This is a genomic window from Methylobacter sp. Wu1, assembly GCF_036553575.1.
Lineage (GTDB): Bacteria > Pseudomonadota > Gammaproteobacteria > Methylococcales > Methylomonadaceae > Methylobacter.
Map to the genome: position 1 here is coordinate 56956 of NZ_JAZHOC010000060.1, position 22761 is coordinate 79716.

Genomic DNA, 22761 nt, shown 5'->3' on the forward strand with positions numbered 1-22761 from the left:
TGAGAAGTAAGGGCGAGATGACAATTGACCTATTATCCCTTAATAAAGTGGGGCAATACAACGTCAGAAGTCGGTTGTGCCGATCAAGGGATAAATGCCGGATTCACTATTCCGCTTTCTGTTTTGTAAACGGCCGAAGTTGAGAATGACTGCCTTAAAGCGGATAACGCTCAGCTTCTTCCTTATTTTCTGATTAACTATATGCGACTACGGTCCAAACGCCGGACGGGATATTCATCCCGTCCGGCGGAAGTTTCAACATAGCCCGACTGCCCTGACGCCCAGCTTCTTCCTTGTTTTCTGATTAACTATATTAACGTATAGTTATGGTTATTCGACGATAAAGCGTGCTGTTATACGCTGTAAGGAAGTTAAATTGATTGTAAAAGATTCTACCGTTTATGCCTCTGCAGACGCCATTTCGCTATCTGGCAAAAAAGAACCTGCCAGGGATGAAATTGAATCCTGCCGCATCTTGCTGGTAGAGGATGAGCCGGGCGATGCCCATCTGATCCGTTCCATCCTGTGCATGGCCCGGTCCGTGAATTTCGATATCACCTGGGTCACGACGCTTGCCGAGGCACGGGCACAGTTACATGACAGCCCGCCTCACGATGTCTTGCTGCTGGATCTGTCGTTGCCCGATTCCAGCGGCCTCGATACGGTACATGCCGGCCGGCAGGCGGCGGATAGGCTGCCGCTGATCGTGCTGACCGGCCGCGACGATACCGATTTTGCCCTGCAGACATTGACGCTGGGAGCCCAGGACTATCTGGTCAAAGGCTGTTTCGATACCGACAGTCTTGTACGGGCCATTCGTTACGCCATCAGTCGCCGGCGCCTGGAGCAGCGTCTGGCCGAGACCGGCATGCATTTGCAGACCCTGACCAATGCCTTGCCGGACATCGTCTGTTTCAAGGATGGCGAAGGGCGCTGGCTGGAGGCGAATGACTTCACGCTTCGGCTTTTCCAGCTCGACAATGTTCACTATCGCGGCAGGAAAAGTTCGGAGCTGGCTTTATACCAGAAATTCTACCGTGAAGCGTTCATAGAATGCGAAGCCAGTGACGAGGCGGTCTGGCAGGCTCGCGGCATCAGGCATTCGGAAGAAACCATTCCGCGCCCGGATGGATCATCACTGATATTCCATATCACGAAAGTGCCGCTTTTTCATGAAGACGGCCGCCGCAAGGGACTGGTCGTGTTCGGCCGCGACATTACTGCGCATAAACAGGTCGAGGCGCGCCAGCGCCTTGCCGTGCGCGTGTTCGAAACCACAGGCGAGGCCATCATGGTCACGGATGCCGATGCCAATATCGTGGCGGTCAATCCGGCTTTTATGCGCATTACCGGCTATACCGAGCAGGAAATAGCCGGAAAAAATCCCCGTATACTCGCTTCCGGCCGACACGACGCGTTCTTCTATCAGAGCCTATGGCAGTCTTTGCACCAGAGCGGCGAGTGGGTCGGCGAAATCTGGAACAAGCGCAAAAACGGCCAGATTTTTCCGGAATGGGTGACGCTGAGCGTTGTCAGGGATGAGGCGGGCAGCGTTACAAACTATATGGCCGTATTTGCCGATCTGAGCGAAATCCGTTACGCCCAGGAAACCGTCGAGCTTCTGGCCTGGAATGATCCCCTGACGGGACTGGCCAACCGCGCGCTGTTTCTGAAGCAGCTGGAACAACTGTTGGCTCATGTGCGGCGCGAGGGCGGCTTTGCCGAGGTGCTGCTGATCAACATCGACCGCTTTAAAAATATCAATGAGGCGCGCGGGTTTGCCGTCGGCGATGCCTTGCTCAAAAAAGTGGCCGAACGCCTGAGCCGGATATTGAAGCCGGGCCAGTTGCTGGCGCGGCTGGACTCCGACGAATTCGCGATATTGTTGCCGGAGCTTTCCGCCTGTCTTGAAGCCGCCGGCCGGGAGGCGCTTGCCCTGAGCGAAACGCTGCGGGCCGCGCTGAACGAAAGCATCGAACTGGAAGGCGAAGCCGTGCATTTTGACGTCAGCATCGGTATCGCTTTACTGTCCGAGCCGCTGCAGGAAACCGCCACGGATGTGTTGCGCCAGGCCGATATGGCAATGGCGAAAGCCAAGGCAAAAGGCGGCGGCAACACCGTGTTTTTCGAGACGGCGATGGGCGAGGGCATCAAGGAGCGCTTCCGGCTGGAAGGCGAGTTGCGTGCCGCCATCGGCAGCAATCAATTGCGGCTTTATCTGCAGCCGCAGGTCAATGCCGCAGGCAGGCAGGTCGGTGCAGAAGCGCTGGTTCGCTGGCAGCATCCGGAACGGGGCCTGATCCCGCCCGATCAATTCATTCCATTGGCCGAGGCGACCGGCCTTATTACCGCCCTGGACCGTTGGGTGCTGGCCGCAGTCTGCCGGTTATTGGCGGATCTGGAAAACGAGGGCGCTGCCTTGTCCATATCCGTCAACATCAGCCCGCGCCATTTTCGGCAGGCCGATTTTGCCGAAAATATCAAGCACCTGCTGGCCAACCATGATGCGAATCCGGCGCACCTGATACTGGAAGTGACCGAAGGGCTCATGATCGCCGACATGGGCGATGTCGTAGCCAAAATGACGGAATTGACCGGATTGGGCGTGCATTTTTCCATGGATGATTTCGGTACCGGCTATTCCAGTCTGGCTTACCTGAAGCGCCTGCCTATCCATGAACTTAAAATAGACAAGAGCTTTATCCAGGAGGCGACTGTCGATCCCAGCGATGCCGCACTGGTGGAAGTCATTCTGTCGGTGGCGCAGCATCTGAACCTGCGAGTCGTCGCGGAAGGGGTTGAAACTCAGGTGCAGGCCGATTTTCTGAACGCGCGCGGCCCAATCATTCATCAGGGGTATCTGTATGGCAGACCTGAGCCGGTCGAATCCTGGCGCGCCCGACTGCATAGTGCGGAGACGGCGTGAGTTTGAAAATGTCGCCGGCGCCTGCCAGTTCGAAGCGATTGGTTTTGGGCGTTCTGCTGGCCGATCTGCTCGCCTTTGCCCTGGCGGCAATGTTAACTTACCAAAGCTATCAGCAAAGCCGGGCACAAGCCGGACTGGGAGCGCTGTTGATGCTGATGGCGCTGGTTTCGATGGGGCTGGCTTATCGGAGCTGGAAGCGTCAGCAGGAGGCGATCGAGGCGCTGTCGAAACAGGAAGCCAAATACCGCACAGTGGCCGATCATATGTTCGACTGGGAATACTGGCAGGGGGCGGACCAGGAAATCATTTACATGTCGCCTGCCTGCGAGCGGGTCACAGGTTATACGCCAGCCGAATTCATCGCCGACCCCGACCTGCTCATGCGCATAGTTTATTCCGAGGATCGCCCGGTCATGACGCGGCACTTTCACGATATAGCCCGCGGAGTCAGGGAGCCGGTCGATTTTCGCATCGTCAGGCGCGACGGCGAAATCCGCTGGATCACCCATTACTGTCAGGCCATTACTGGCGACGACGGGCAATCGATGGGGCATCGCGCCAGCAACCGTGACGTCACGGCGGCGCATCAGGCCCAGGCCGCCTTGCGGGCCAGCGGAGAAAAGCTGTGCGGACTTTATGAATTGGCGCCATTGGGCATCGCCCTGACCGATATGCAAGGGCATTTCGTTGAGTTCAATCGCGCTTTTTTGACGATCTGCGGCTATACGGAGCAGGAACTCGGAACGCTGGATTACTGGACGCTGACGCCGGAAAAATATGCCGCTGACGAGGTTCGGCAACTGGAATCACTGGCGCGCACCGGACGCTACGGTCCCTATGAAAAGGAATACCGGCGCAAGGACGGCAGTCTGGTGCCCTTGTGCCTTAACGGCGTGCTGATAAAGGGCGCAGACGGCAAGGATTATATCTGGTCCATCGTCGAAGACATTACCGATCGCAAGCGTTCGGAGGCGGTGCTGAGACAGAAAGAGGCTTTGTTGCGCACTGTCCTGGATTCGTTGCCGGTAGGTGTTTGGGTGACCGACACCAAAGGCGCCATCCAGACGGCCAACGAAGCGGGGCGGCGCATATGGGGCGATGCCCGGTATATCGAGCCGGAACACTACGGCGAATATATCGGCTGGTGGCATGATACCGGCAAGCTCATCGAAGCGCAGGAATGGGCGGCTGCCCGCGCCATCAAAAACGGCGAGACGTCACTCGATGAGGTCGTCGATATCCAATGCTTTGACGGTACGCGCAAAACAATCCTGAACTCGGCCATTCCGCTTCGGGATGATCATGGCGAAATCATGGGGGCGATCATCGTCAATCAGGACATCACCAAACGCACAGCCGCCGAAGCTGCGCTGCTGCAATCGAATGTCGATCTCGAACAGTTCGCCTACAGTGTTTCGCACGATATGCGCCAGCCGTTGCGCACTGTGGTCGGCCATCTGCAACTGCTGGAAAGGGGATTGAGCGGCAAGCTGGACGATGAGGACAGGGAAAACCTGAATTTTGCGCTGGACGGCGCCAGGCGCATGGATGAGATGATCGTATCGTTGCTCGATTACTCGCGCGTGGGCCGCAAGACCGAATCCAAACGCTGGATGTCGAGCAAAGAGGCATTGGATGAGGCGCTCGGCTTTTTGGCTCCCGCCATCGAAGAGGCCGGTGCCGAGCTCAATATCGGTGGCCAGTGGCCGCGCATCTTTGCCAGCCGCGACGAAATGACCCGGCTGTTCCAGAACCTGATCGGCAATGCCGTCAAGTATCATGAGGCCGGGCATGCGCCGCGCATTGAAGTGGAATCGGCTGTATCGGCGAACAGCTGGCGCGTCAGTGTGCGCGATAACGGCATAGGCATCGATCCGCAGCAGATTGACCGTCTGTTTTATTTTTTCAGCCGATTGCAGTCGCGGGCCCGCTTTGAAGGGACAGGCATGGGGCTGGCATTGTGCCGCCGCATAGTCGAACATCACGGCGGCCGCATCCGGGCGGAATCGGCGGGCGAGGGACAGGGCAGCACGTTTATTTTCGAAATGCCCATAAAGCCGCCTGAAGAAGAGGCTCGCTCATGAGACCGGTTATTGGAAATGCTCATTTCCTGCATGGCGGGATAGGTTCGCAGTTGCTGTTTTTTCTTGTGCTGAGTGTTTCACTGGGCACAACCTATGCGGTCTGGCATAACGCCCGGCAACAGGCCGAGCATAACCTGAAAACCGATTTCGATTTCCGCGTCCGTGAAACCGTGGAACACATCGAACAGCGTATGGCCACTTACGAACAGGTGTTGCGCGGTGCGCGCGGGTTATTCGCAGCGTCCGTCAATGTCGAGCGCGACGAATTCCGCAACTACGTTGTGATGCTGCAGCTTGAACAGCGTTATCCGGGCATTCAGGGGCTCGGTTATGCGCTCATCGTGCCGAAAGCGGACAGGGACGAGCATATCAACGCCATGCGCCGGCAAGGCTTTGCCGATTATACGATCCATCCTGAGGGTGAGCGCGAAGTCTATACATCCATTGTCCAGTTGGAACCTTTCAGCGGCCGCAATCTGCGCGCCTTTGGTTATGACATGTATGTCGAGCCCGTGCGGCGGGCGGCCATGATACAGGCGCGGGATCTGGGCGGAACCAGCGTTTCAAGCAAGGTGACGCTGGTACAGGAAACCGATGAGCAGGTGCAGGCCGGATTTCTGATGTATCTGCCGGTCTACAGGAACGGTTTGCCGCATGACACACCGGCAGAACGCCGCGCCAATATCGTCGGCTGGGTGTACGCACCGTTCCGCATGGATGATCTGATGATCGGCATCGGCGGTGAGCGCGCCGCCGAGCTTGATCTCGAAATTTATGATGGTGAGGCCGTGTCCGAGCAGGCAAAAATGTTCGATAGCCACAACATATCCGGCAATATTCATACACAGCCCCCGCGCTTCAAAACCGTCAGGCACATCCGGATCGCGGACCACCTCTGGACGCTGGCGATACACTCCCAGCCGGCGTTCGAAGCGCGTATGAGCAAGGGCAAACCGAAACTCATCGCCATTGTCGGCATCGCGCTGAGTCTGTTGCTGTCGCTGCTGGCCTGGCTGTTGGCGACGGGGCAGGCGCGTGCGCTTGCCTTAGCGGAAGGCATGACGCGCGAACTCAAGGAAAGCGAAATGCGCTTTCGTCTCATGGCCGACTCGGCGCCTGTGCTGATATGGATGGCAGGCAAGGATAAGCGCTGCTTCTGGTTCAACAAAGGCTGGCTGGATTTCACCGGCCGGAGCATGGAGCAGGAGATAGGCGACGGCTGGGTGCAGGTGGTGCATGCGGACGATCTGCAACGCTGCATCGACTGTTATGTCAGCCATTTTGACCGCCGTGAGCCGTTCCGGATGGAATATCGTATAAAGCGCCATGACGGCGAATACCGCTGGATTGCCGATGTCGGCATACCGCGCTTTGATGATAGCCGCAATTTTATCGGTTATATCGGCTCGGGCTTGGATATTACCGAGCATAAATTGACCGAAGAAGCCTTGCGGCGCGCCAATGCCGAGCTGACCCGCTTTGCCGAGATTTCGGCGCACCATTTGATGGAACCGGTGCGCCGTTTCACAATCTATACACAACGTCTCCGGCAGCGTCTGACAGAACTGCATGAAGATCAGGAGATCGGCATCTCTCTCGATACGCTCGAGAGAGATGCCGACCATTTGCGCGGACTGGTGCGTGATATTCAGCTTTACCTGGCGGCCGGCGAGCCGTACGGCATTCTGCGGTTAGAGGATGCGAACGCGGCGCTGATAGCTGTCAAACAACGCCTGTCTTCGCGATGGACGGATCTGGAGGCCATCGTCATGGCCGGAAATCTGCCGCAGGCTATGCTCGACCGCCCGCGCCTGATGGATTTGTTTACGGAGATACTGGATAACGCGCTGCGCTACGGTAGGCCTGAAGATGCCGGCAGCCGGCCACAGGTTTACATCAGCGGTGAGCGCGACGGCGCGCTGAGCCGTTACCGTATCAGCGACAATGGCGCAGGCATTCCTGTCGAGTACCGCCGGCGCGTTTTCGAAATTTTCGAACGCCTGAAACCCGGCAGTACGGAAGGTTCGGGCATCGGCTTATCGATTGCCCGGCGCATCGTCGAGAGCCGCAATGGAAGCATTTGGATAGAAAACGCGCCACAGGGCGGCGCCATGGTCGTGTTCGAATTGCCGGATGGAAAAATAAAAAATGATGCTTGAAAATGCCCAACCTTTCGATATCCTGCTGATCGAAGACGAGCCGGCCGACGCCAATCTGGTGCGTGCGGCGCTGAAGCAGAACAAAGTCTTCTGCAATCTGCACCATGTGGCTGACGGCGTTGAGGCTCTGGCCTTTCTGCACCGCGAGGGGGACGCTTACCGCACGGCGCCGCGCCCTGACCTGATTCTGCTCGATCTCAATATGCCGCGTATGAATGGCCGCGAGTTGATGTCGGCTGTCAAGTCCGATGAGGCGCTGGCGAGCATTCCGATCGTGGTATTGACGACTTCGGATGCCGAGCGCGATGTGCTGGCGTCCTACCAATTGGGCGCAGCCAGCTACATCACCAAGCCGGTGGATATGGAACAGTTCATCGACGCTATCCGTCAGATCGATAGCTACTGGTTTACCCTGACGCGCTTGCCCAGGAAGAGTTAAATATGATCGATACGACACTCTGTCGCATATTGCTGGTCGAGGATGAACCGGGCGATGCCCATCTGATCCGTTCGACCTTGCTCGCGGCCCGGTCCGTGAATTTTTATATCACCTGGGTCGCTACGCTTGCCGAGGCACGGGCACAGTTCCATGAGAGTCTGCCTTACGATGTTTTGCTGCTGGATCTGTCATTGCCCGATTCCAGCGGGCTTGAAACCGTGCACGCCTGCCGGCAGGCGGCCGGCCCGTTGCCCATCATTGTACTGACCGGCCGTGACGATACGGATTTCGCGCTGCGTACTCTCGATTACGGCGCTCAGGATTATCTGGTCAAAGGCAGCTTCGACACTGAAGGCCTGATTCGCGCCATCCGTTATGCCATCAGCCGGGCCCGGCTGGAACATCGCCTGCACGATTCGGAGCAGTTCGCCATTTCGACGATAGATGCGTTGAGCGCGCATATCTGTGTGATCGATCGGAGCGGCAAAATAGTCATCGTCAATCAGTCCTGGCGCAATTTCTACGAGAAAAACTTCCCCGGACATAGCGATTCCATGTCAGGAACCAATTACCTGAGAGTCTGCGATAACGCTGTCGGTCCCGGTTCGGAGCAGGCCGCGTCAATGGCGGCCGGCATCCGGTCTGTCATCGAGGGTGAACAGGATACTTTCGTCATGGAATATCCCTGTCACTCGAAAAATGAACAGCACTGGTTCGTCGCGCGCGTGACGCGCTTTCAAACCGACAGCCGCTATGTTGTCGTATCTCATCAGGACATTACCGAACGCAAGCTGGTCGAGGCACGCGACCGCTTGTTGGTCGCGGCGCTCGAAGCCGTTAATCACGGTGTTGTCATTACCGATACGGAGGCCAGAATTGAATGGGTCAACCCGGCCTTCGAGACGCTGACGGGTTATACGAAGGAAGAAGCGATCGGTTTCCGGCCGACGGAGCTGGTGAAATCGGGTCTGCAGGACGAGGCGTTCTATCAGAATTTATGGCAGACCATTCTGAAAGGCGGAACCTGGCACGGCGAACTGATCAACAGGCGCAAGGATGGCAGTCTTTACCATGAGGAATTCTCGATCGCTCCGGTCAGGGACGAGAATGGCGACATCAATCATTTTGTCGGCGTCAAACTCGACATCAGCGAGCGCAAGCGCCTGGAAGCCGAGCTCTGGGAAATGGCTACGACCGATGCGCTGACCGGCCTGTGCAACCGCCGCCATTTTATGGCCCGGCTGGCCGAGGAGCTGGCGCGCCTGCAGCGCCTCGAACACCATCATGTATCCGTGCTCATGCTGGATATCGATCATTTCAAGCGCGTCAATGATACTTACGGCCATGCGGTCGGCGATGAGATGCTCAAGCATGTTGCGGCATTGATGCACCACGAATTGCGCAAGGTCGATACGATAGGCCGGCTGGGCGGCGAGGAGTTTTCTATCTACCTGTCCGGGACAGACTTGGCTGCGGCCGTTGTTTTTGCCGATCGTTTGCGCCAGAAAATTGCGGACATGCCGCTGAAGATCGACGGCCAGTCCATCTCCACGACGGTAAGCATCGGCATTGCGGCTATGGAAGTGGCAGATGCCCAGGCCGACGCGGTTCTGATTCGCGCCGACCATGCGCTTTACCGCGCCAAATCAGGCGGGCGCAATCGGGTCAAGGTTACGTGCCAGCGTTGTCCGGATTGACGGGATTATTCCTGCAGCAAATCCTTTATGCGCGCTTCCAGTTCCGGACAGGCGCCAAAAGCGCAATCCCTTAAAACGCCGCGTTTGTCGACCAGAATATGCGAAGGCGTGCCTTTCAGGTCGAAGCGCTCGAAGGTCTCTGCCCGGTAAAGCAGGGATTGAAAATAGCTCTGTACTCGCTTGTAGAGTTGTTGCTGATGCGCTTCCGGCTGTTGATCAAAGTCGGGCACGCGCGTCCTGATGAAGAGCAGGATATCATCGTCGGTTATATCGCCCTCACGCTTGTTCAGGCGATCCATGGCCAGCGGAAAAGGGATGCGATAGGGCAGGCGTCCGTCGATCAGCTCGCCGCGCTGGCTCAATGCGAGCAGCGTCTCGCCGACAACCTGGCCTGTTTCGGCCAGCCGGACCAGATTGCCCAGATTGTTTTTATCGAAATCCTCAAACGCCGTCGCTACGCCTAAAACCGACAATCCCTGACCCGCATAATGCTCATGCAGATAGATGGCCTGCGGCAAGGCATATAAAAAACAGCCCGGACAGTTGACCTGAAACACTTCCACCAGCACGACCCGGCCAGTCATCTGATCGAAATTGACCGGTCCGCCCTGAACCCAGTCGGAAACCGATAACAGTGGTGCTGGCTGGCCTATTTGTGCGGTCATTTTTGCTCTTCCGTAAAACCGAATAGTTTGTGGGGGCGACTTCAGTCGCCTTCATATGTAAATTTGGAGTAAAAATATGTGATGCGGCCGGGGCTTGCGGTATAGGAGCGCATTGGCGAGCCGTTTTACATTTGCGATTGCAGGTAATTCTGCAGCCCGACCTTGCCGATCAGTTCAAGCTGGGTCTCCAGCCAGTCGACATGTTCTTCCTCGCTTTCGAGAATGTGTTCGAGGATTTCCCTGGAAATATAGTCTTTAACGCTTTCGCAGTAGGCAATCGCTTCCCGGAGCAGCGGGATGGCGTTGTGCTCCAGTTTTAAATCGCATTCGAGCATTTCCTGGGGGTTTTCGCCGATCAATATCTTGTCGAGGCTTTGCAGGTTGGGCAGGCCTTCCAGAAACAGGATGCGTTCGATCAAGCGATCGGCGTGCTTCATTTCATCGATGGACTCGTGATAGACCTTCTCGTTCAGTCTTTGAAAACCCCAGTTTTTGTACATGCGGGCATGCAAAAAATACTGGTTAATGGCGGTCAGCTCATTAGTCAGCGCCCTATTGAGATACTCGATAACCTGACTGTCTCCTTGCATGCTACACCTCTTGTTTGCTAATACGCGTTAAGAATGGGTTCATTTGATGCTTCCTGCATTATAGATTGCTGCCGGCGGTTTCCGTCAAGCAGTTCCTTGATATGTTTATTGCACTTCCCGCAATTTCTGCCGACGCCAAGGCAATCGAATATCTGTTTGCGCGTGCAAACGCCATTATTAATCGCGTTTTTAATCTGGGAATCTGTAACTGCTTTGCAAACACATACGTACATGGGAATCTCCGGTAAAGTAGTATTGTGCAAATGATAACAATTCTCATTTAAAACACAAAGCATATTTTTGCGATTCATTAACTTGCAGGGCGACTTTGCCTGTAGCATGGCAGATCGAGCTGGTAAATCCTAACGCAAACCCTGAGTTTGGTAGGCTGGGTTGGTAAACCCAGCATTTCGAAGTCTGATGCCGGGTTTACGCTGAAGCTCCAGCTCAGCCTACCGCAAATCCTGAGTCAGTAACGCCGCATTACCGCCGACTGCGGCGGTATTGGTCGTCACGGTCTGTTCGACAACAAAGCGGCGCAGATAATCGGGGCCGCCGGCCTTGGGCCCGGTGCCTGAAAGCCGCATGCCGCCGAAAGGCTGCACGCCGACAACCGCGCCGATCATATTGCGGTTGACATAAACATTGCCGACTTTGGCGCCTCGCCGGATTTTTTCGGCCGTCGCTGCAATACGGCTGTGTATGCCCAGCGTCAGGCCGTAGCCGGTGGCGTTGACGGCGGCAATGACCTTATCGAGATCGGCTGCGCGGTAACGGACCAGGTGCAGGATCGGCCCGAAGACTTCCTGGGTCAGTTGCGACAGCGAATCGATTTCAATCAGGGTCGGTGCGATAAAGCTGCCGTGCTGCAAGGCATCGCCCAGCGGCAGTTGATAGAACAGCCTGGCCTGCCGCCTCATCATTTCAAGATGCGCCGTCAGCGGCCCCAGCGCGGCATGGTCGATTACGGGACCGATGTCGGTCGAGGTCAGGCCGGGATTGCCGATAACCAACTCCTGCATGGCGCCGGTCAGCATGGCGATGGTTTTATCGGCGATTTCCTCCTGCACAAACAGCACACGCAGGGCCGAACAGCGCTGGCCGGCGCTATTGAATGCAGACAGCAGGGCATCCTGCACCAGTTGCTCCGGCAGGGCCGAACTGTCGGCGATCAGGGCATTCTGGCCGCCGGTTTCGGCAATGATCGGCACGATGATCTGATGATGCTCGGTCAATTGCCTGTTGATAAACCGCGCCGTGGCCGTCGAGCCCGTGAAGGCGATGCCGGCCACCTGCGGACGGGGCAGGACGTATTGGCCGGTCGTGCGGCCGTCTGCCGGCACGAATTGCAGCACGGATTCGGGTATGCCGGCCTGATGCAGCAGACGCACGCAGCGCATGGCCGTCAGCGCGGTCTGGCTGGCCGGCTTGGCGATGACGGCATTGCCGGCCGCGAGCGCGGCGGCGATCTGGCCGGTAAAAATCGCGATCGGAAAATTCCACGGGCTGATGCAGACATAGACCCCGCGGCCATAGTGATACAGCCGGTTGTCTTCGCCGACCGGGCCGGGCAGCCGGATGGGCTCGCTGAATAAGTCGAGCGCGGATTGCGCATAATAGCGGCAGAAATCGACCGCTTCTCTGACTTCGGACAGGGCGTCCCTGATCGTGCGGCCGCCTTCGCGCACGCATAGCGAGACCAGTTCCAGTCGATGCTGTTCGAACAGGTCGGCGGCCCGCTTCAGGCAGGCTGCGCGCGTCTCGACAGGGCAATGCCGCCAGTCCTCAAAAGCGCTGGCGGCGCTCTTCAAGGCGCGCTCAATGGGGTCCTGTCCGGCATGACTGACCGTGCCGACCGTCAACCGGTTGTCCCAGGGATTGACGACGATCTGTTCCTCGCCCGAGCAAAGCTGACCGTCGATCAGCGGCGCGGCCGTCCAGTGCCGGTCGGCCAAAGCGTCCAGATCCTGCTGCAATTGCTTCAACACCTCGGGATCGGCCAGATTGACGCCGCTCGAATTGAGCCGCTGTTCGCCATAAATAGCGCGCGGCAGGACTATCGGCGATTTCAATCCAGTCGCCTCTGCCGTTGCCACCGGATCGCCGATCAGATCCGCCACGCTGATGTCGGGATGGTCGATCTGATTGACGAAAGATGTGTTGGCGCCGTTCTCCAGCAGGCGACGGACCAGATAGGGCAGCAGTTCGTGATAATGCCCGACCGGCGCATAGACGCGGCAGGGAACTTGCCAGCCCTGATGTTCGATGATTTCGTCATAAAGCGCTTCGCCCATGCCGTGCAGGCGCTGGAATTCATAGCCCGGATGCTGCTTGCCCATCTGATGGACGGCGGCAAGCGTGTGCGCATTATGGCTGGCAAATTGCGGATAAAACGCATCGGGCCGCGACAGGATGAATTGCGCGCAGGCCAGATAAGAGACATCGGTCGCCGATTTGTGCGTGAACACCGGATAATCGCTGAGGCCGTTTTCCTGGGCCCGCTTGATTTCGCTGTCCCAATAGGCGCCTTTCACCAGTCGCAACGGAATTCTGCAATGCCGCGATTCGGCCAGTGCGGCCAGCCAGCGGATGACCGGCAGGGCGCGTTTCTGGTATGCCTGCACGGCCAGCCCGAGACCCGGCCAGCCGTCCAGTTGCGCCAGCACGGCGGCAAAGATCGTCAGGGACATGTCCAGGCGCTCGGATTCCTCGGCATCGACAGTCAGGGAAATGTTGGCCGCGCGCGCATGATTGGCCAGATGCAGCAGCCTGTCCGTCAGTTCGCTAACGGCGCGCGCCCGTTGCAGCGGCTCATAACGCGGGCACAGCGCCGATAATTTGACCGAAATGCCCGGATTGGCATAAATGTCGTCGTTGCCGGCATGCCCGGCCAGCGCGGCGATGGCCCTGGCGTAGGACTGGAAATAACGCTCGGCATCGGATGCCGTCAACGCGGCCTCGCCCAGCATATCGAATGAGTAACGGTAGGTTGGCTGCTGTTCGCTATGGGCGATGGCCTGCTCGATCGTTTCGGCGATGACAAATTGCAGGGCCATATGCTGCATGGCCTGATTTATGGCGTTGCGGATGAGCGGCGCGCCCATTCGGGACAGCAGTTGCTCGAAGACCGGAAACCAATGCTGTTCCGATGGCGCTGCCAGCTCTTCGAATTGCCGCGTAAACACCAGGGCGCGCGTCGACAGGTTGACCCAGAAGGAATCGCTTTGCTGGACGTGGCGTTGCCAGTCGGCGACAGTCAGCTTTTCCCGCAAAAACTGGTCCTGTGTCTGGCGATCGGGAATGCGGAGCAGGGCTTCGGCAATGCTCATCAAGACAATGCCTTCCTGGGAGTTGAGCTGGTATTCGTGCAGAAACGCTTCAATCGCGGTGTGCCGCTTTCGGGCTCTGACCGCGTTCACCAGCGCTTCGGCGGATGCGCCGACGGCAGCCGCATCGTATGTATTCAGGCTTGCCGTCAGCGCCGTGATGATATCCTTCTCATCGGCCAGATAAGCCTGGCTGATCGCCGCGCGCAAGATTATTGTCGATGTGTCTGCCATACGGGTTCCGCCCATAAAATCGTGAACTTTTTGCTGAATTTTAGACTAATGAAATAAGGGATATCTCAAAAATTTGTTGGATGACGACATGAATTAATTATCCTGATAACATGCAAAAAGAGATGACATTTTATAGGGTGCCGGGCTTGCGAGCCGGCAGACCTGCCGATTGAACCGGAACAGAAGAAAAACAAGATGAAATTGAATCAGGAAAAAATAGACGGCTATAACGTGCTGTTCATTCAAGTTGAAAGGATAGATGCACACAACTCCGGGGAATTGAAGGAATATATTCTGGGTATGATTGAGCAGGGCGAGACGAATATCATCGTTCAGCTGGAGCGTGTGCGTTTTATCGACAGCTCAGGCTTAGGCGCCTTGCTGTCCGGCTATAAAAACACGGCGGCCAGGTCCGGCAAGCTGGCTTTGTCCAACTTGCAGCCGCAGGTGCTGTCGATGTTTGAACTGACCCGCTTGAACCGGGTTTTTGAAATTTATGCCGACTTGGAGGAAGCATTTGAAAGTGAATCGTAGAGGGCTGTATGTACAGTTCGGACATTCAGGTTGACGTCGTCATTCCGACACAGACGAAATATCTGGATTTGATTGGCAGTGTCGGAGAAGGCTTGGGCAAATACCTGGAAAATTTTGCCGGCGACCGCGAGGCATTGGCCTATCATTTAAACCTGGTGCTGACCGAAGCGACCATCAACGCCATCAAGCACGCCAATTACAACAACCCCGAAGAGACGGTCAGAATAACGATTCAAATTCAGGAGGATGCCGTCAAAATCAAGGTTTACGATCACGGCCAGGGGTTCGATCTCGAAGCCGTGCCGGTACCGGACTTTGAAAATCCCAAGGAAAGCGGCATGGGCCTTTTTTTTATCAAGACCCTGATGGATTCGGTGACGTATACGCGGCAAGAAGACTACAATGTGCTGGAGATTGTCAAATACCTGAAATGAGGGAGTGCCGTTGGATATCTTGCTGACCAGTGATGAACATGCCGTCAAAGGGACGCGGCAACGCCAGCAATTGGTGGCCGTCCAGTGCCTTCTTGACTCCCACCAAGACCACCAAAGACGCCGGTTTTTAAGAAAGCTGGCCGATTATCTGCTGTTCCCCGACAGCTATTTGATTGCTTTTCCGGCTCCGCTGCTGGCCGGGCTGATCGATCAGATACTGGACTTTATCGAAACAAAGCCCGAAGCCGCCGCGATGAAAATTGTCCCGCTGGACGAAGGCGACAACCGGTTATTGCTGGTCAATTGCCAGAATGTCCCGCATATCGTGGATTCGATCATGGCTTTGCAGACCAAGCTGGACATCGCCATCGAATTGCTGGCGCATCCGGTTCTAAGCGTCAGGCGCCGCGATGGGCATGTGGTTTATCTGGAAAACGACGCGCTATCGGGCGGTACCGAACTGCTGATTGTGATCCGTCTGGGGTTCGTCGACGAAAAATATGATGCGTTGCTGCTGCAAGGCATTGCCCGGGCCATTGCCGCCGCATTAAAGGTCGACCGCAGCCGCGCCGAGATGCACGGCAAACTGAACGGGCTGAAGCAAGCCGCCGCGCTGGAAAAATACGCCGCCTTTATCGACTGGCTTAAGGATGACGCATTCGTTTTTGTCGCCTGGCAGCGGTTTTCGTCCGATTTGCCGGCGCAGCAAATGATCAGTCTGGCAGAGGACGCGTTAACCGATATTGCGCCTTATACCTGTTATGATGCGGATTTCCCATGCAGCCTGAAAAACATACTGGCCCGGCAAACCGAAGTCATCGTTGAAGCCATTCCGGTCATCAGCCCGATTGTCCAGGCGCGTCCGTTGGTCTATTTGGGCTTCAGGCAGACCGGGGCAGACGGCGCGTGGATCGAGCACGCGTTCTTCGGCCTGTTCGATGAAGTGGAGCTGAACGGAACCCTCAATACGATTCCGGCGCTGAATGAAAAAATTGACCGTACGCTGCATGCCATCAAAGTCTACGGCAACAGCCATGAATATTTTCAGCTCAAGGAAATCTTCAATCTGTTTCCGAAAGTCGAAGCGTTTCTGTCCGATGACATTCAGCTGCACCTGATCGCGCAGTCGCTGAAACGCTATCTTTACCGCCCCGAAGTCATCAAGCTGCTGATACTGGCCAGCGCCAGCCCGAACAGGCTGTCAGCCCTGATCATCGTGCCGGTCGTGCTTTACAGGGACGGCATAGAGGCGGTTCTGTTTGATCTGCTGTGCCGGGAACTGGCCTGCCGCGTGGAAACCAGCCGCAAGATTATCCCGGGCGGCAGTTATATCGGTCTGCAACTGGTGCTGATCCCTGAACAGGAACGGACCACGATCAATGTCGACAGGCTGGACAGCCAGCTGAACCGGCTGGCCCGGCCCTGGTCCGCATCGTTCATGCAGCTGGCGGAGAGGGCCTTCGGCCGGGACATTAACGTCCGGTTGTGGCAGAAATACCCGTCATTGTTCTCGGCGGAATATAAAACCCGGGTGTCGCCGCGTTACGCGATCAAGGATATCGTGCAGCTGAAGCAGGTGCTGGCGTCAGGCGCCCAGCGCGTCAACCTGCTGAGCCCTTATCGGGACATCGAGCATTACCGGCTGCATTTTTACAGCCGGCAGGAGCGTTTCCTCGATGAATACATTCCGATGCTGGAAAACATGGGCCTGAGAGTCATCGACCAGATGCAGTTTTGTCTCACGCTCGACGGCGCTTCGCTGTTCATCAAAAGCTTCACTGTCAAGGCGGCCAAAAGCCAGTGCGCCAGTTTCAACAGCCTGAAATGCCGCATGCTGGAAATGATCCAGTCCATGCTGGACGGCAAGGCTGAAAATGACGCACTCAACAGCCTGCTGGTCATGACCGGCATGAGCTGGCAGGACATCGACGTGCTCAGGGCTTACCGCAATTATTACTTGCAACTGGGCCATAACACCACGCTGGCCAGTCTGCATCGCGCTTTGTTGAATAATCCGGCCGTCGCGCATTTTCTGTTTAAATATTTTGAAGCCCGCTTCAGGCCGGACCCGGCCTGGCAGGATCTCATGGTCAGGGAAGACCAGATATTATTCCCGCTGCGCCTGCAACTGCTCGAAAGCTTTGCCTCGGTATCCGACATCAACGACGACCGGATTTTGCGCACGCTGTTCAATCTGATCGACGCCACCATGCGCTGCAATTTCCATCGGCGCCGCAGCCAGTCCGAGTATTTTGTCGCTTTCAAGATCAACAGCCTCGGCGTCATCGAACTGCAGCCTCCGAGGCCGCAGCATGAGATTTACGTGCATGCGTTCGACATGGAAGGCATCCATCTGCGCGCCGGCCGGATTTCGCGCGGCGGCATACGCTGGTCCGACCGTCCCGACGATTTCAGGACCGAGATTCTCGGACTCATGCAGACCCAGATCAGCAAAAACGCGCTGATCATTCCGACCGGCGCGAAAGGCGGCTTCGTCATCAAGAAAAACGGCGTGCCTCCCGATCTGAAAACGGCCGGCAAAAAAGCCTATATCACGTTGATAAAAGGGCTGCTCGACTTGACCGACAACTATGACGGCGATCAGGTCATCAAGCCCGAAGGCCTGGTGACTTACGATGATGCCGACCCGTATCTGGTCGTGGCTGCCGACAAGGGCACAGCCCAGTTTTCGGATGTCGCCAACGGGATTTCGGAAGACTACCGGTTCTGGCTGGGCGATGCGTTCGCGAGCGGCGGCTCCAGGGGCTACAACCACAAGGCGCTGGGCATTACCGCCCGCGGCGCCTGGGAGTGCGTAAAACGCCATTTTCGCGAGCTGGGCAAGGATATTCAGCAAGAGCCGTTTACGGTGGTCGGCATCGGCAGCATGGATGGCGACGTGTTCGGCAACGGCATGCTGCTGTCGCCGTGCATCCGCCTGCTGGCGGCTTTCAGCGGTCAGCATATCTTTATCGATCCCGATCCGATGCCGGGCGATGCGCCGTTCAACGAGCGCAAGCGCTTGTTTGAACTGCCCGGATCGAGCTGGGACGATTACGACCGCAGCCTCATTTCCGAAGGCGGCGGCGTCTATCTCAGATCTGCCAAGGACATCCCGATTTCGGCCGAGCTCAGGAAATGGCTGGGCGTGCGCTACCAAATCCTGGACGGCGAATCGCTGATCCGCTACCTGCTGACCGCGCCGGTCGAGCTGTTGTGGCTGGGCGGCATCGGCACCTACGTGAAAGCCGCCGTAGAAAAACACGAAGAGGTCGGCGACCGCAGCAATGACAACGTGCGCGTTAATGCGGCCGAGCTCGGTGCGCGCGTGGTGGGCGAGGGCGCCAATCTGGGCTTCACGCAGAAGGCGCGCATCGAATACGGCCTGAAGGGCGGCCGCATCAACACCGATGCGGTCGACAACTCGGCCGGCGTTGACAGCTCCGACCATGAAGTCAATCTGAAAATCCTGCTGACCGGCCTGCAAAAGAAAAACGTCGTCAGCGATTACCAGCAGCTCTTCGTCAGCATGACTGACGAGGTCTGCCAACTGGTGCTGGCCGGCAACTACGCCCAGAGCCTTTGCCTGTCGCTCGATGTCCGGCGCTGCGCCGACAACCCGGAGGTTTTCCTGCATCTGGCCGAGCGCCTGGAAGCCGCCGGCATTTTCGATCGGGTGGTCGAATCCTTTCCCCAGACCAAGCAGGTACTGGCTCGGCCGGGGCAGACCCTGACCCGGCCGGAGCTGGCCGTCTTGATGGCGGCCGCCAAGATGCAGCTGAAACAGCAGATACAAGAGCAGGTCTCTTTACTCGAAGAGGCCTGCAGCGAATGTTATCTGCAGGCTTATTTTCCCGAACAGGTCAATGAGCGCTACAGTGATTATCTGTCCAGCCATGCGTTGGCCAGCGAAATCAGGGCCACTTTCGTCAGCAACAAGATCATCAATCAGGCCGGCTGCAGTTTTCTGAGCCTCGACATTGACAGGCAAAACGTCAACACCATGGATAACGTCACCTGCTACCTGACCTTCGACCAGGTGCTGGACGGCGACGCCTTCAGGCAGGCCATTCATGCGCTGGACAATCAGCTGGCCGCCGACAGGCAATACTTGCTGCTACTTGAACTGGAAAGCATCCTGGCCGGCTTCTGCCGCTGGGCCTTGATTCATGGCCGGAAAATCCGTCCGGACGAGCAGACCATCCGCCGCTACCGTCTCTATCTGACGGCTTACGAAATGTACTTTGACCAAGCCGGCCTCATCGGAACCGAGCTGTTTCAGACGCGCTTTGATGCCTACCGGCAACAGGGCATTCCTGAGGCGCTGGCTCGCAGGATCGTATTTATCAACAGCCTTGAAAATTTCCCGATGATCGTGGCGCTGTCTGCCGAAACCGAGAAGGACTTCATCGCAATCCTGAAACTGTTCAACGACACTACCGCTTATCTGGGGCTTTACACTATCTATGACCGCCTGGCGGCCATGCCGCGCCATGACCATTGGGAGAGAAGAGTCGCCAATGACCTGGAGGAAGGCATGCAGCGTACGGTTGGCAAGCTGGTCAAGACGATGGCGCTCAAAAATGTCGAAACCAGCGCCGCTTATTTCGAGCAGCCCCGCGAAAGGCAAAAGGTCAACCGCTACCGGCGCATTTACAAGGAAATTGACATGACTTTGCCGGCCAGTTTATTGCCGTATATTGCTTTGAACAGGGAGCTGGAAAGCTTGGTTGATCAGGATGGGGCTGCTTGAAATCGTTGATGTCGTTTTGCCTTTTAATATGGGATGGCACCAAATGCCATGTTACGGAAGATTTTTTAGCAGACTTATTCGGCAAGGAGTTAATGTCGCGTTTGTTTGCCCGCTGTGCCCTGTTGATGTACACTTGGAGTAGTAGAAACAATCAATTAAATGGATTTATGAAAAATATACGACAAATCAGGTTTTTTATAAGAGAGTCGATGTCGTATATATCACGTTAGCCTGTCTATAACGATGCCTGATTTCGACTTAAACTACTTTGAACAGGGATTTGTGAAATTTGCCGTTCACACCAGGCCTGTTTCACTGCAAAACGATGGCGGAAAACGAGCTGCCTTCAAAAAAGAATTGCAGGAGATAACCTGTCAATCGGAATACATCGTTACGGGCACTTGTTGGATAGCCATCGATTACTACTGCCAGCATATCAGAAGAGAGAAGAATCCCGGCGTTTACGATATCGACAACATCATTAAGCCAATACTTGATGGTTTAACGGGAGAGCGCGGTCTAATCATCGATGATGTTGTTGTGAATAGGGTTGTCGTCAATTGGATTGATACTCCTCACGACGATTGGTTTGAGGTTGAGATCGAGTATCCGGATCTTCTATTTTCAAGGAAAGCTGATCTGGTTTTTCTCAAGTCACCTTCCGGGTGGTGCTTCCCATCGAGTCACACGTTGATCGCGAATGACGGCTACATTGCCCTAATGAGTAAATATTTTGCCACATGGAATTCCCTGTCTACGGAAGAGGACTATTACAACTCAGTTTATGATTTACCGATTCAGAACTTCATTTACTACGTAAAGATACGCGACAAGGGTTTCCAATTTGTTGAGTTCCCAGCGATCGAGCATGGGACCCTCGGCGGTACTCAAGAGATTTCTGCATGAATCCCACTCACATTCGGGCTAACCCGGCAAATCGAGCGGACCTGCGCAAAAAAAAGCCGAGCAGGCCGCTCACTTTTACTCTAGGCAACTTTTATGCAAGACATTTTCAACTCGTAAGGCGGATTCGCGCCAGCAATCCGCCACCATTGAAGTATGGTAGGTTGGGCTGCTAAACCCAGCATTTAACGCCGCTCATGCTGGGTTTCCGCCAGCGGCGCGCCCCTGACCATAACATTAGGCGACTTTATACGCAGGACATTTTCAGATCTAGCACGAACCGTTCAACACACAAGGAGCAAGTAATGACGTATGACGAAATTAAGAAACTGGTAAGCGAGAACAACATGTCGAAGGATTTCTCCGATGAGTTCGTGATTTGCTTGATATGGAAGGAGTCTGGATTTGATCCTTTAATTATGAACAGCGAATCATCGGCAACTGGCCTCATGCAAATGACAAAAGGGGCAGTTGACATGGTCAACAAATGCACTCCAAAAGGTATCCACTTCGAGCATGAAGAAATGACCGATGCTGTAAAGAACATTCAATGCGGCACAATGTATTTGGATATAGCAAAGAACAGAATGGGCGGCGTCGATAAGAGTTTCGGGACGGGGCAAGGGTATTCAAAGTCTATTGTGGCCTGCGAAATATGCCTCAAAGGTGACTCCGAACATCCAGTGGCCGCTCTGCACAAGATACACAAGTGAGGCCTTGATGCGCGCATTTATAATCATTTCACTGACCCTATTTATCAGTTGCATAAGTTCCACACATGCCAAGGATGATTGGACATTTGCCACGGACTGGATTGGCAAATATCCCTCCATACCTGTTGGAGCCACCAAATCCGGGCTGCTTTCGCAACCTGAGATTAGAGCATCATTGAAGAAGCTTCTTCCGAAGTTTGAAGCCTCAAACTTATCCGGGCTGACTTCCGAAACACCAGTGAGAGATATCGAGGGGTTACTTGTCGTAAACAAATGTCGCCCGCACAACTGTCCATCAGACATGGCCACGGTGGTGATTGACGTTAAGAAGGCGCGACTGTGGGTTGGCTTTTTCTCAAGGGAAGAGTCCCGGGTTTCAACTCGCTGGTATGGTATCGAGGACGACTATTCTGTTCTCCCAGAAAGCATTAAGAAAGACTTTCTTACACGCCATGGAGACTAAACGCAAGTCACCTAACTTGTAAGGCGGAATCGCGCCAGTAATCCGATCACATCGATCAGCCACTGACATGTTACGGAAGATTTTTAGCAAATTTATTCGGAAAGGAAAATTGTCGCGTTTGTTTGATCGCTGTACCCTGTTGAGGTACATCTGGAGTAATAAAAACAATCAATTAAATGGATTTATGAAAAATATACGACAAATCAGTTTTTTATAAGACAGTCGATGTCATATATATCATATTATGCACCTTAAGGAGATAAGGGCTGTGACAAATATCATATTAGAGAATCTAAATTTATTTCCACATTGGCTTCAAACTACACTGCTAATTGCATGGGGAGGTTTCTTATTTTTACTTCCCATACACGGCATCATCAAAATAATTCAGAGCAATAGTATGTTGTCGTTTTTTCGTTCAATTCCCGGCTTGGCAAGCAAGTGTGGAAAATTTTTGCAGCACCAAATTGATGACCCAATAAAATTCCCAAGGATCGAACGCTTTCTGCAATATGTCATGGTTGTGCAGTCGTACCTGCTTTCTTTTACGCTATTTTTATATTTCTCCCTCATATTGCTGCTATTGGCATTCACGGAAAAACAGCTTTCCCTGCTTCAGCATGCTGGCATTTTGTGTTTTTGTTTACTTTGCGCGTATATGGGAGCAGTTTTAAAAACACAGGGCAGCAGAGAGTTGCTAAAAATTCGTGCACATACAAACGCATAACGAATAAGGTTAGATTGTGTGAGCAAAGCGAACCACAATCTGAACCGGTTGTTGGACAAGCCCGGTGATCACGGATCTGACTTTAATATAAGCAAATAGCTTTTCGGTGTTTGT

At 55.1% G+C, this 22761-nt stretch carries 16 protein-coding genes; 12 read left to right on the forward strand and 4 right to left on the reverse strand.

Going from position 1 to position 22761, the window contains the following annotated elements:
- Nucleotides 1-376 precede the first annotated feature (376 nt).
- Genes V2P20_RS12200 through V2P20_RS12220 form a run of 5 tightly spaced genes read left to right on the forward strand, consistent with a single transcriptional unit; the run spans nt 377 to nt 9305 of the window.
- Nucleotides 377-2926, forward strand: coding sequence for an EAL domain-containing protein (locus V2P20_RS12200; RefSeq protein ID WP_331818678.1), 2550 nt, complete (start codon nt 377-379; stop codon nt 2924-2926).
- The gene (locus V2P20_RS12205) at nt 2923-5010 is read left to right on the forward strand and encodes a PAS domain S-box protein (RefSeq protein WP_331818679.1); all 2088 of its coding nucleotides are present in this window, start codon (nt 2923-2925) and stop codon (nt 5008-5010) included. Before V2P20_RS12200 ends, V2P20_RS12205 begins: the two co-directional genes overlap by 4 nt.
- A complete protein-coding gene (locus V2P20_RS12210; protein WP_331818681.1) occupies nt 5007-7169 on the forward strand; it encodes a CHASE domain-containing protein in 2163 nt (720 codons plus the stop codon). Before V2P20_RS12205 ends, V2P20_RS12210 begins: the two co-directional genes overlap by 4 nt.
- Entirely contained in the window at nt 7159-7608 is a 450-nt protein-coding gene (locus V2P20_RS12215) for a response regulator (protein WP_331818683.1), read from the forward strand. The genes V2P20_RS12210 and V2P20_RS12215 overlap by 11 nt, the downstream gene beginning before the upstream one ends.
- A 2-nt stretch (nt 7609-7610) precedes the next feature.
- Nucleotides 7611-9305 (forward strand): diguanylate cyclase, encoded by a 1695-nt coding sequence (locus V2P20_RS12220; RefSeq protein WP_331818685.1) that lies wholly within the window; start codon nt 7611-7613, stop codon nt 9303-9305.
- Nucleotides 9306-9310: 5 nt separating this feature from the next.
- On the opposite strand, the gene V2P20_RS12225 is transcribed toward V2P20_RS12220, so the two are convergent.
- The 4 genes from V2P20_RS12225 to putA all read right to left on the reverse strand — a co-directional run bounded on the left by V2P20_RS12225 (nt 9311) and on the right by putA (nt 14120).
- Nucleotides 9311-9970, reverse strand: coding sequence for a TlpA family protein disulfide reductase (locus tag V2P20_RS12225; RefSeq protein WP_331818687.1), 660 nt, complete (start codon nt 9968-9970; stop codon nt 9311-9313).
- 125 nt (nt 9971-10095) lie between these two features.
- Nucleotides 10096-10560, reverse strand: coding sequence for a bacterioferritin (bfr, locus tag V2P20_RS12230; protein ID WP_194968629.1), 465 nt, complete (start codon nt 10558-10560; stop codon nt 10096-10098).
- A gap of 17 nt (nt 10561-10577) precedes the next feature.
- Nucleotides 10578-10901, reverse strand: coding sequence for a (2Fe-2S)-binding protein (locus V2P20_RS12235; RefSeq protein WP_331818689.1), 324 nt, complete (start codon nt 10899-10901; stop codon nt 10578-10580).
- Nucleotides 10902-11012: 111 nt separating this feature from the next.
- On the reverse strand, nt 11013-14120 hold the full coding sequence (gene putA, locus V2P20_RS12240) for a bifunctional proline dehydrogenase/L-glutamate gamma-semialdehyde dehydrogenase PutA (RefSeq protein ID WP_331818691.1): 3108 nt from the start codon (nt 14118-14120) through the stop codon (nt 11013-11015).
- A 195-nt stretch (nt 14121-14315) separates the two neighbouring features.
- Between putA and V2P20_RS12245 the strand changes: the two genes are divergently transcribed.
- The 7 genes from V2P20_RS12245 (at nt 14316) to V2P20_RS12275 (ending at nt 22647) form a co-directional block, all read left to right on the forward strand.
- The gene (locus V2P20_RS12245) at nt 14316-14654 is read left to right on the forward strand and encodes an STAS domain-containing protein (RefSeq protein ID WP_331818693.1); all 339 of its coding nucleotides are present in this window, start codon (nt 14316-14318) and stop codon (nt 14652-14654) included.
- Nucleotides 14655-14662: 8 nt separating this feature from the next.
- A complete protein-coding gene (locus V2P20_RS12250) occupies nt 14663-15088 on the forward strand; it encodes an ATP-binding protein (protein WP_194968626.1) in 426 nt (141 codons plus the stop codon).
- A 10-nt stretch (nt 15089-15098) separates the two neighbouring features.
- Nucleotides 15099-19841: an NAD-glutamate dehydrogenase domain-containing protein gene (locus tag V2P20_RS12255; RefSeq protein WP_331818696.1), complete on the forward strand. Its 4743-nt coding sequence runs from the start codon at nt 15099-15101 to the stop codon at nt 19839-19841.
- 243 nt (nt 19842-20084) lie between these two features.
- Nucleotides 20085-20747 carry a hypothetical protein gene (locus V2P20_RS12260; RefSeq protein ID WP_331818698.1) on the forward strand — a complete coding sequence of 221 codons (663 nt, stop codon included), beginning with the start codon at nt 20085-20087 and terminating at the stop codon, nt 20745-20747.
- Between the two features lie 302 nt (nt 20748-21049).
- A complete protein-coding gene (locus tag V2P20_RS12265; protein WP_331818700.1) occupies nt 21050-21457 on the forward strand; it encodes a transglycosylase SLT domain-containing protein in 408 nt (135 codons plus the stop codon).
- Nucleotides 21458-21464: 7 nt separating this feature from the next.
- A complete protein-coding gene (locus tag V2P20_RS12270) occupies nt 21465-21920 on the forward strand; it encodes a hypothetical protein (RefSeq protein ID WP_331818702.1) in 456 nt (151 codons plus the stop codon).
- Between the two features lie 268 nt (nt 21921-22188).
- Nucleotides 22189-22647 (forward strand): hypothetical protein, encoded by a 459-nt coding sequence (locus V2P20_RS12275; protein WP_331818704.1) that lies wholly within the window; start codon nt 22189-22191, stop codon nt 22645-22647.
- Nucleotides 22648-22761 lie beyond the last annotated feature (114 nt).

What these genes read in the sequence shown, in the direction of transcription:
- V2P20_RS12210 (WP_331818681.1), top strand. Translation starts at nt 5,007, where the DNA reads ATGAGACCGGTTATTGGAAATGCTCATTTCCTGCATGGCGGGATAGGT.
- V2P20_RS12215 (WP_331818683.1), top strand. Translation starts at nt 7,159, where the DNA reads ATGATGCTTGAAAATGCCCAACCTTTCGATATCCTGCTGATCGAAGAC.
- V2P20_RS12220 (WP_331818685.1), top strand. Translation starts at nt 7,611, where the DNA reads ATGATCGATACGACACTCTGTCGCATATTGCTGGTCGAGGATGAACCG.
- V2P20_RS12225 (WP_331818687.1), bottom strand. Translation starts at nt 9,970, where the DNA reads ATGACCGCACAAATAGGCCAGCCAGCACCACTGTTATCGGTTTCCGAC.
- bfr (WP_194968629.1), bottom strand. Translation starts at nt 10,560, where the DNA reads ATGCAAGGAGACAGTCAGGTTATCGAGTATCTCAATAGGGCGCTGACT.
- V2P20_RS12235 (WP_331818689.1), bottom strand. Translation starts at nt 10,901, where the DNA reads ATGCTACAGGCAAAGTCGCCCTGCAAGTTAATGAATCGCAAAAATATG.
- putA (WP_331818691.1), bottom strand. Translation starts at nt 14,120, where the DNA reads ATGGCAGACACATCGACAATAATCTTGCGCGCGGCGATCAGCCAGGCT.
- V2P20_RS12245 (WP_331818693.1), top strand. Translation starts at nt 14,316, where the DNA reads ATGAAATTGAATCAGGAAAAAATAGACGGCTATAACGTGCTGTTCATT.
- V2P20_RS12250 (WP_194968626.1), top strand. Translation starts at nt 14,663, where the DNA reads ATGTACAGTTCGGACATTCAGGTTGACGTCGTCATTCCGACACAGACG.
- V2P20_RS12260 (WP_331818698.1), top strand. Translation starts at nt 20,085, where the DNA reads ATGCCTGATTTCGACTTAAACTACTTTGAACAGGGATTTGTGAAATTT.
- V2P20_RS12265 (WP_331818700.1), top strand. Translation starts at nt 21,050, where the DNA reads ATGACGTATGACGAAATTAAGAAACTGGTAAGCGAGAACAACATGTCG.
- V2P20_RS12270 (WP_331818702.1), top strand. Translation starts at nt 21,465, where the DNA reads ATGCGCGCATTTATAATCATTTCACTGACCCTATTTATCAGTTGCATA.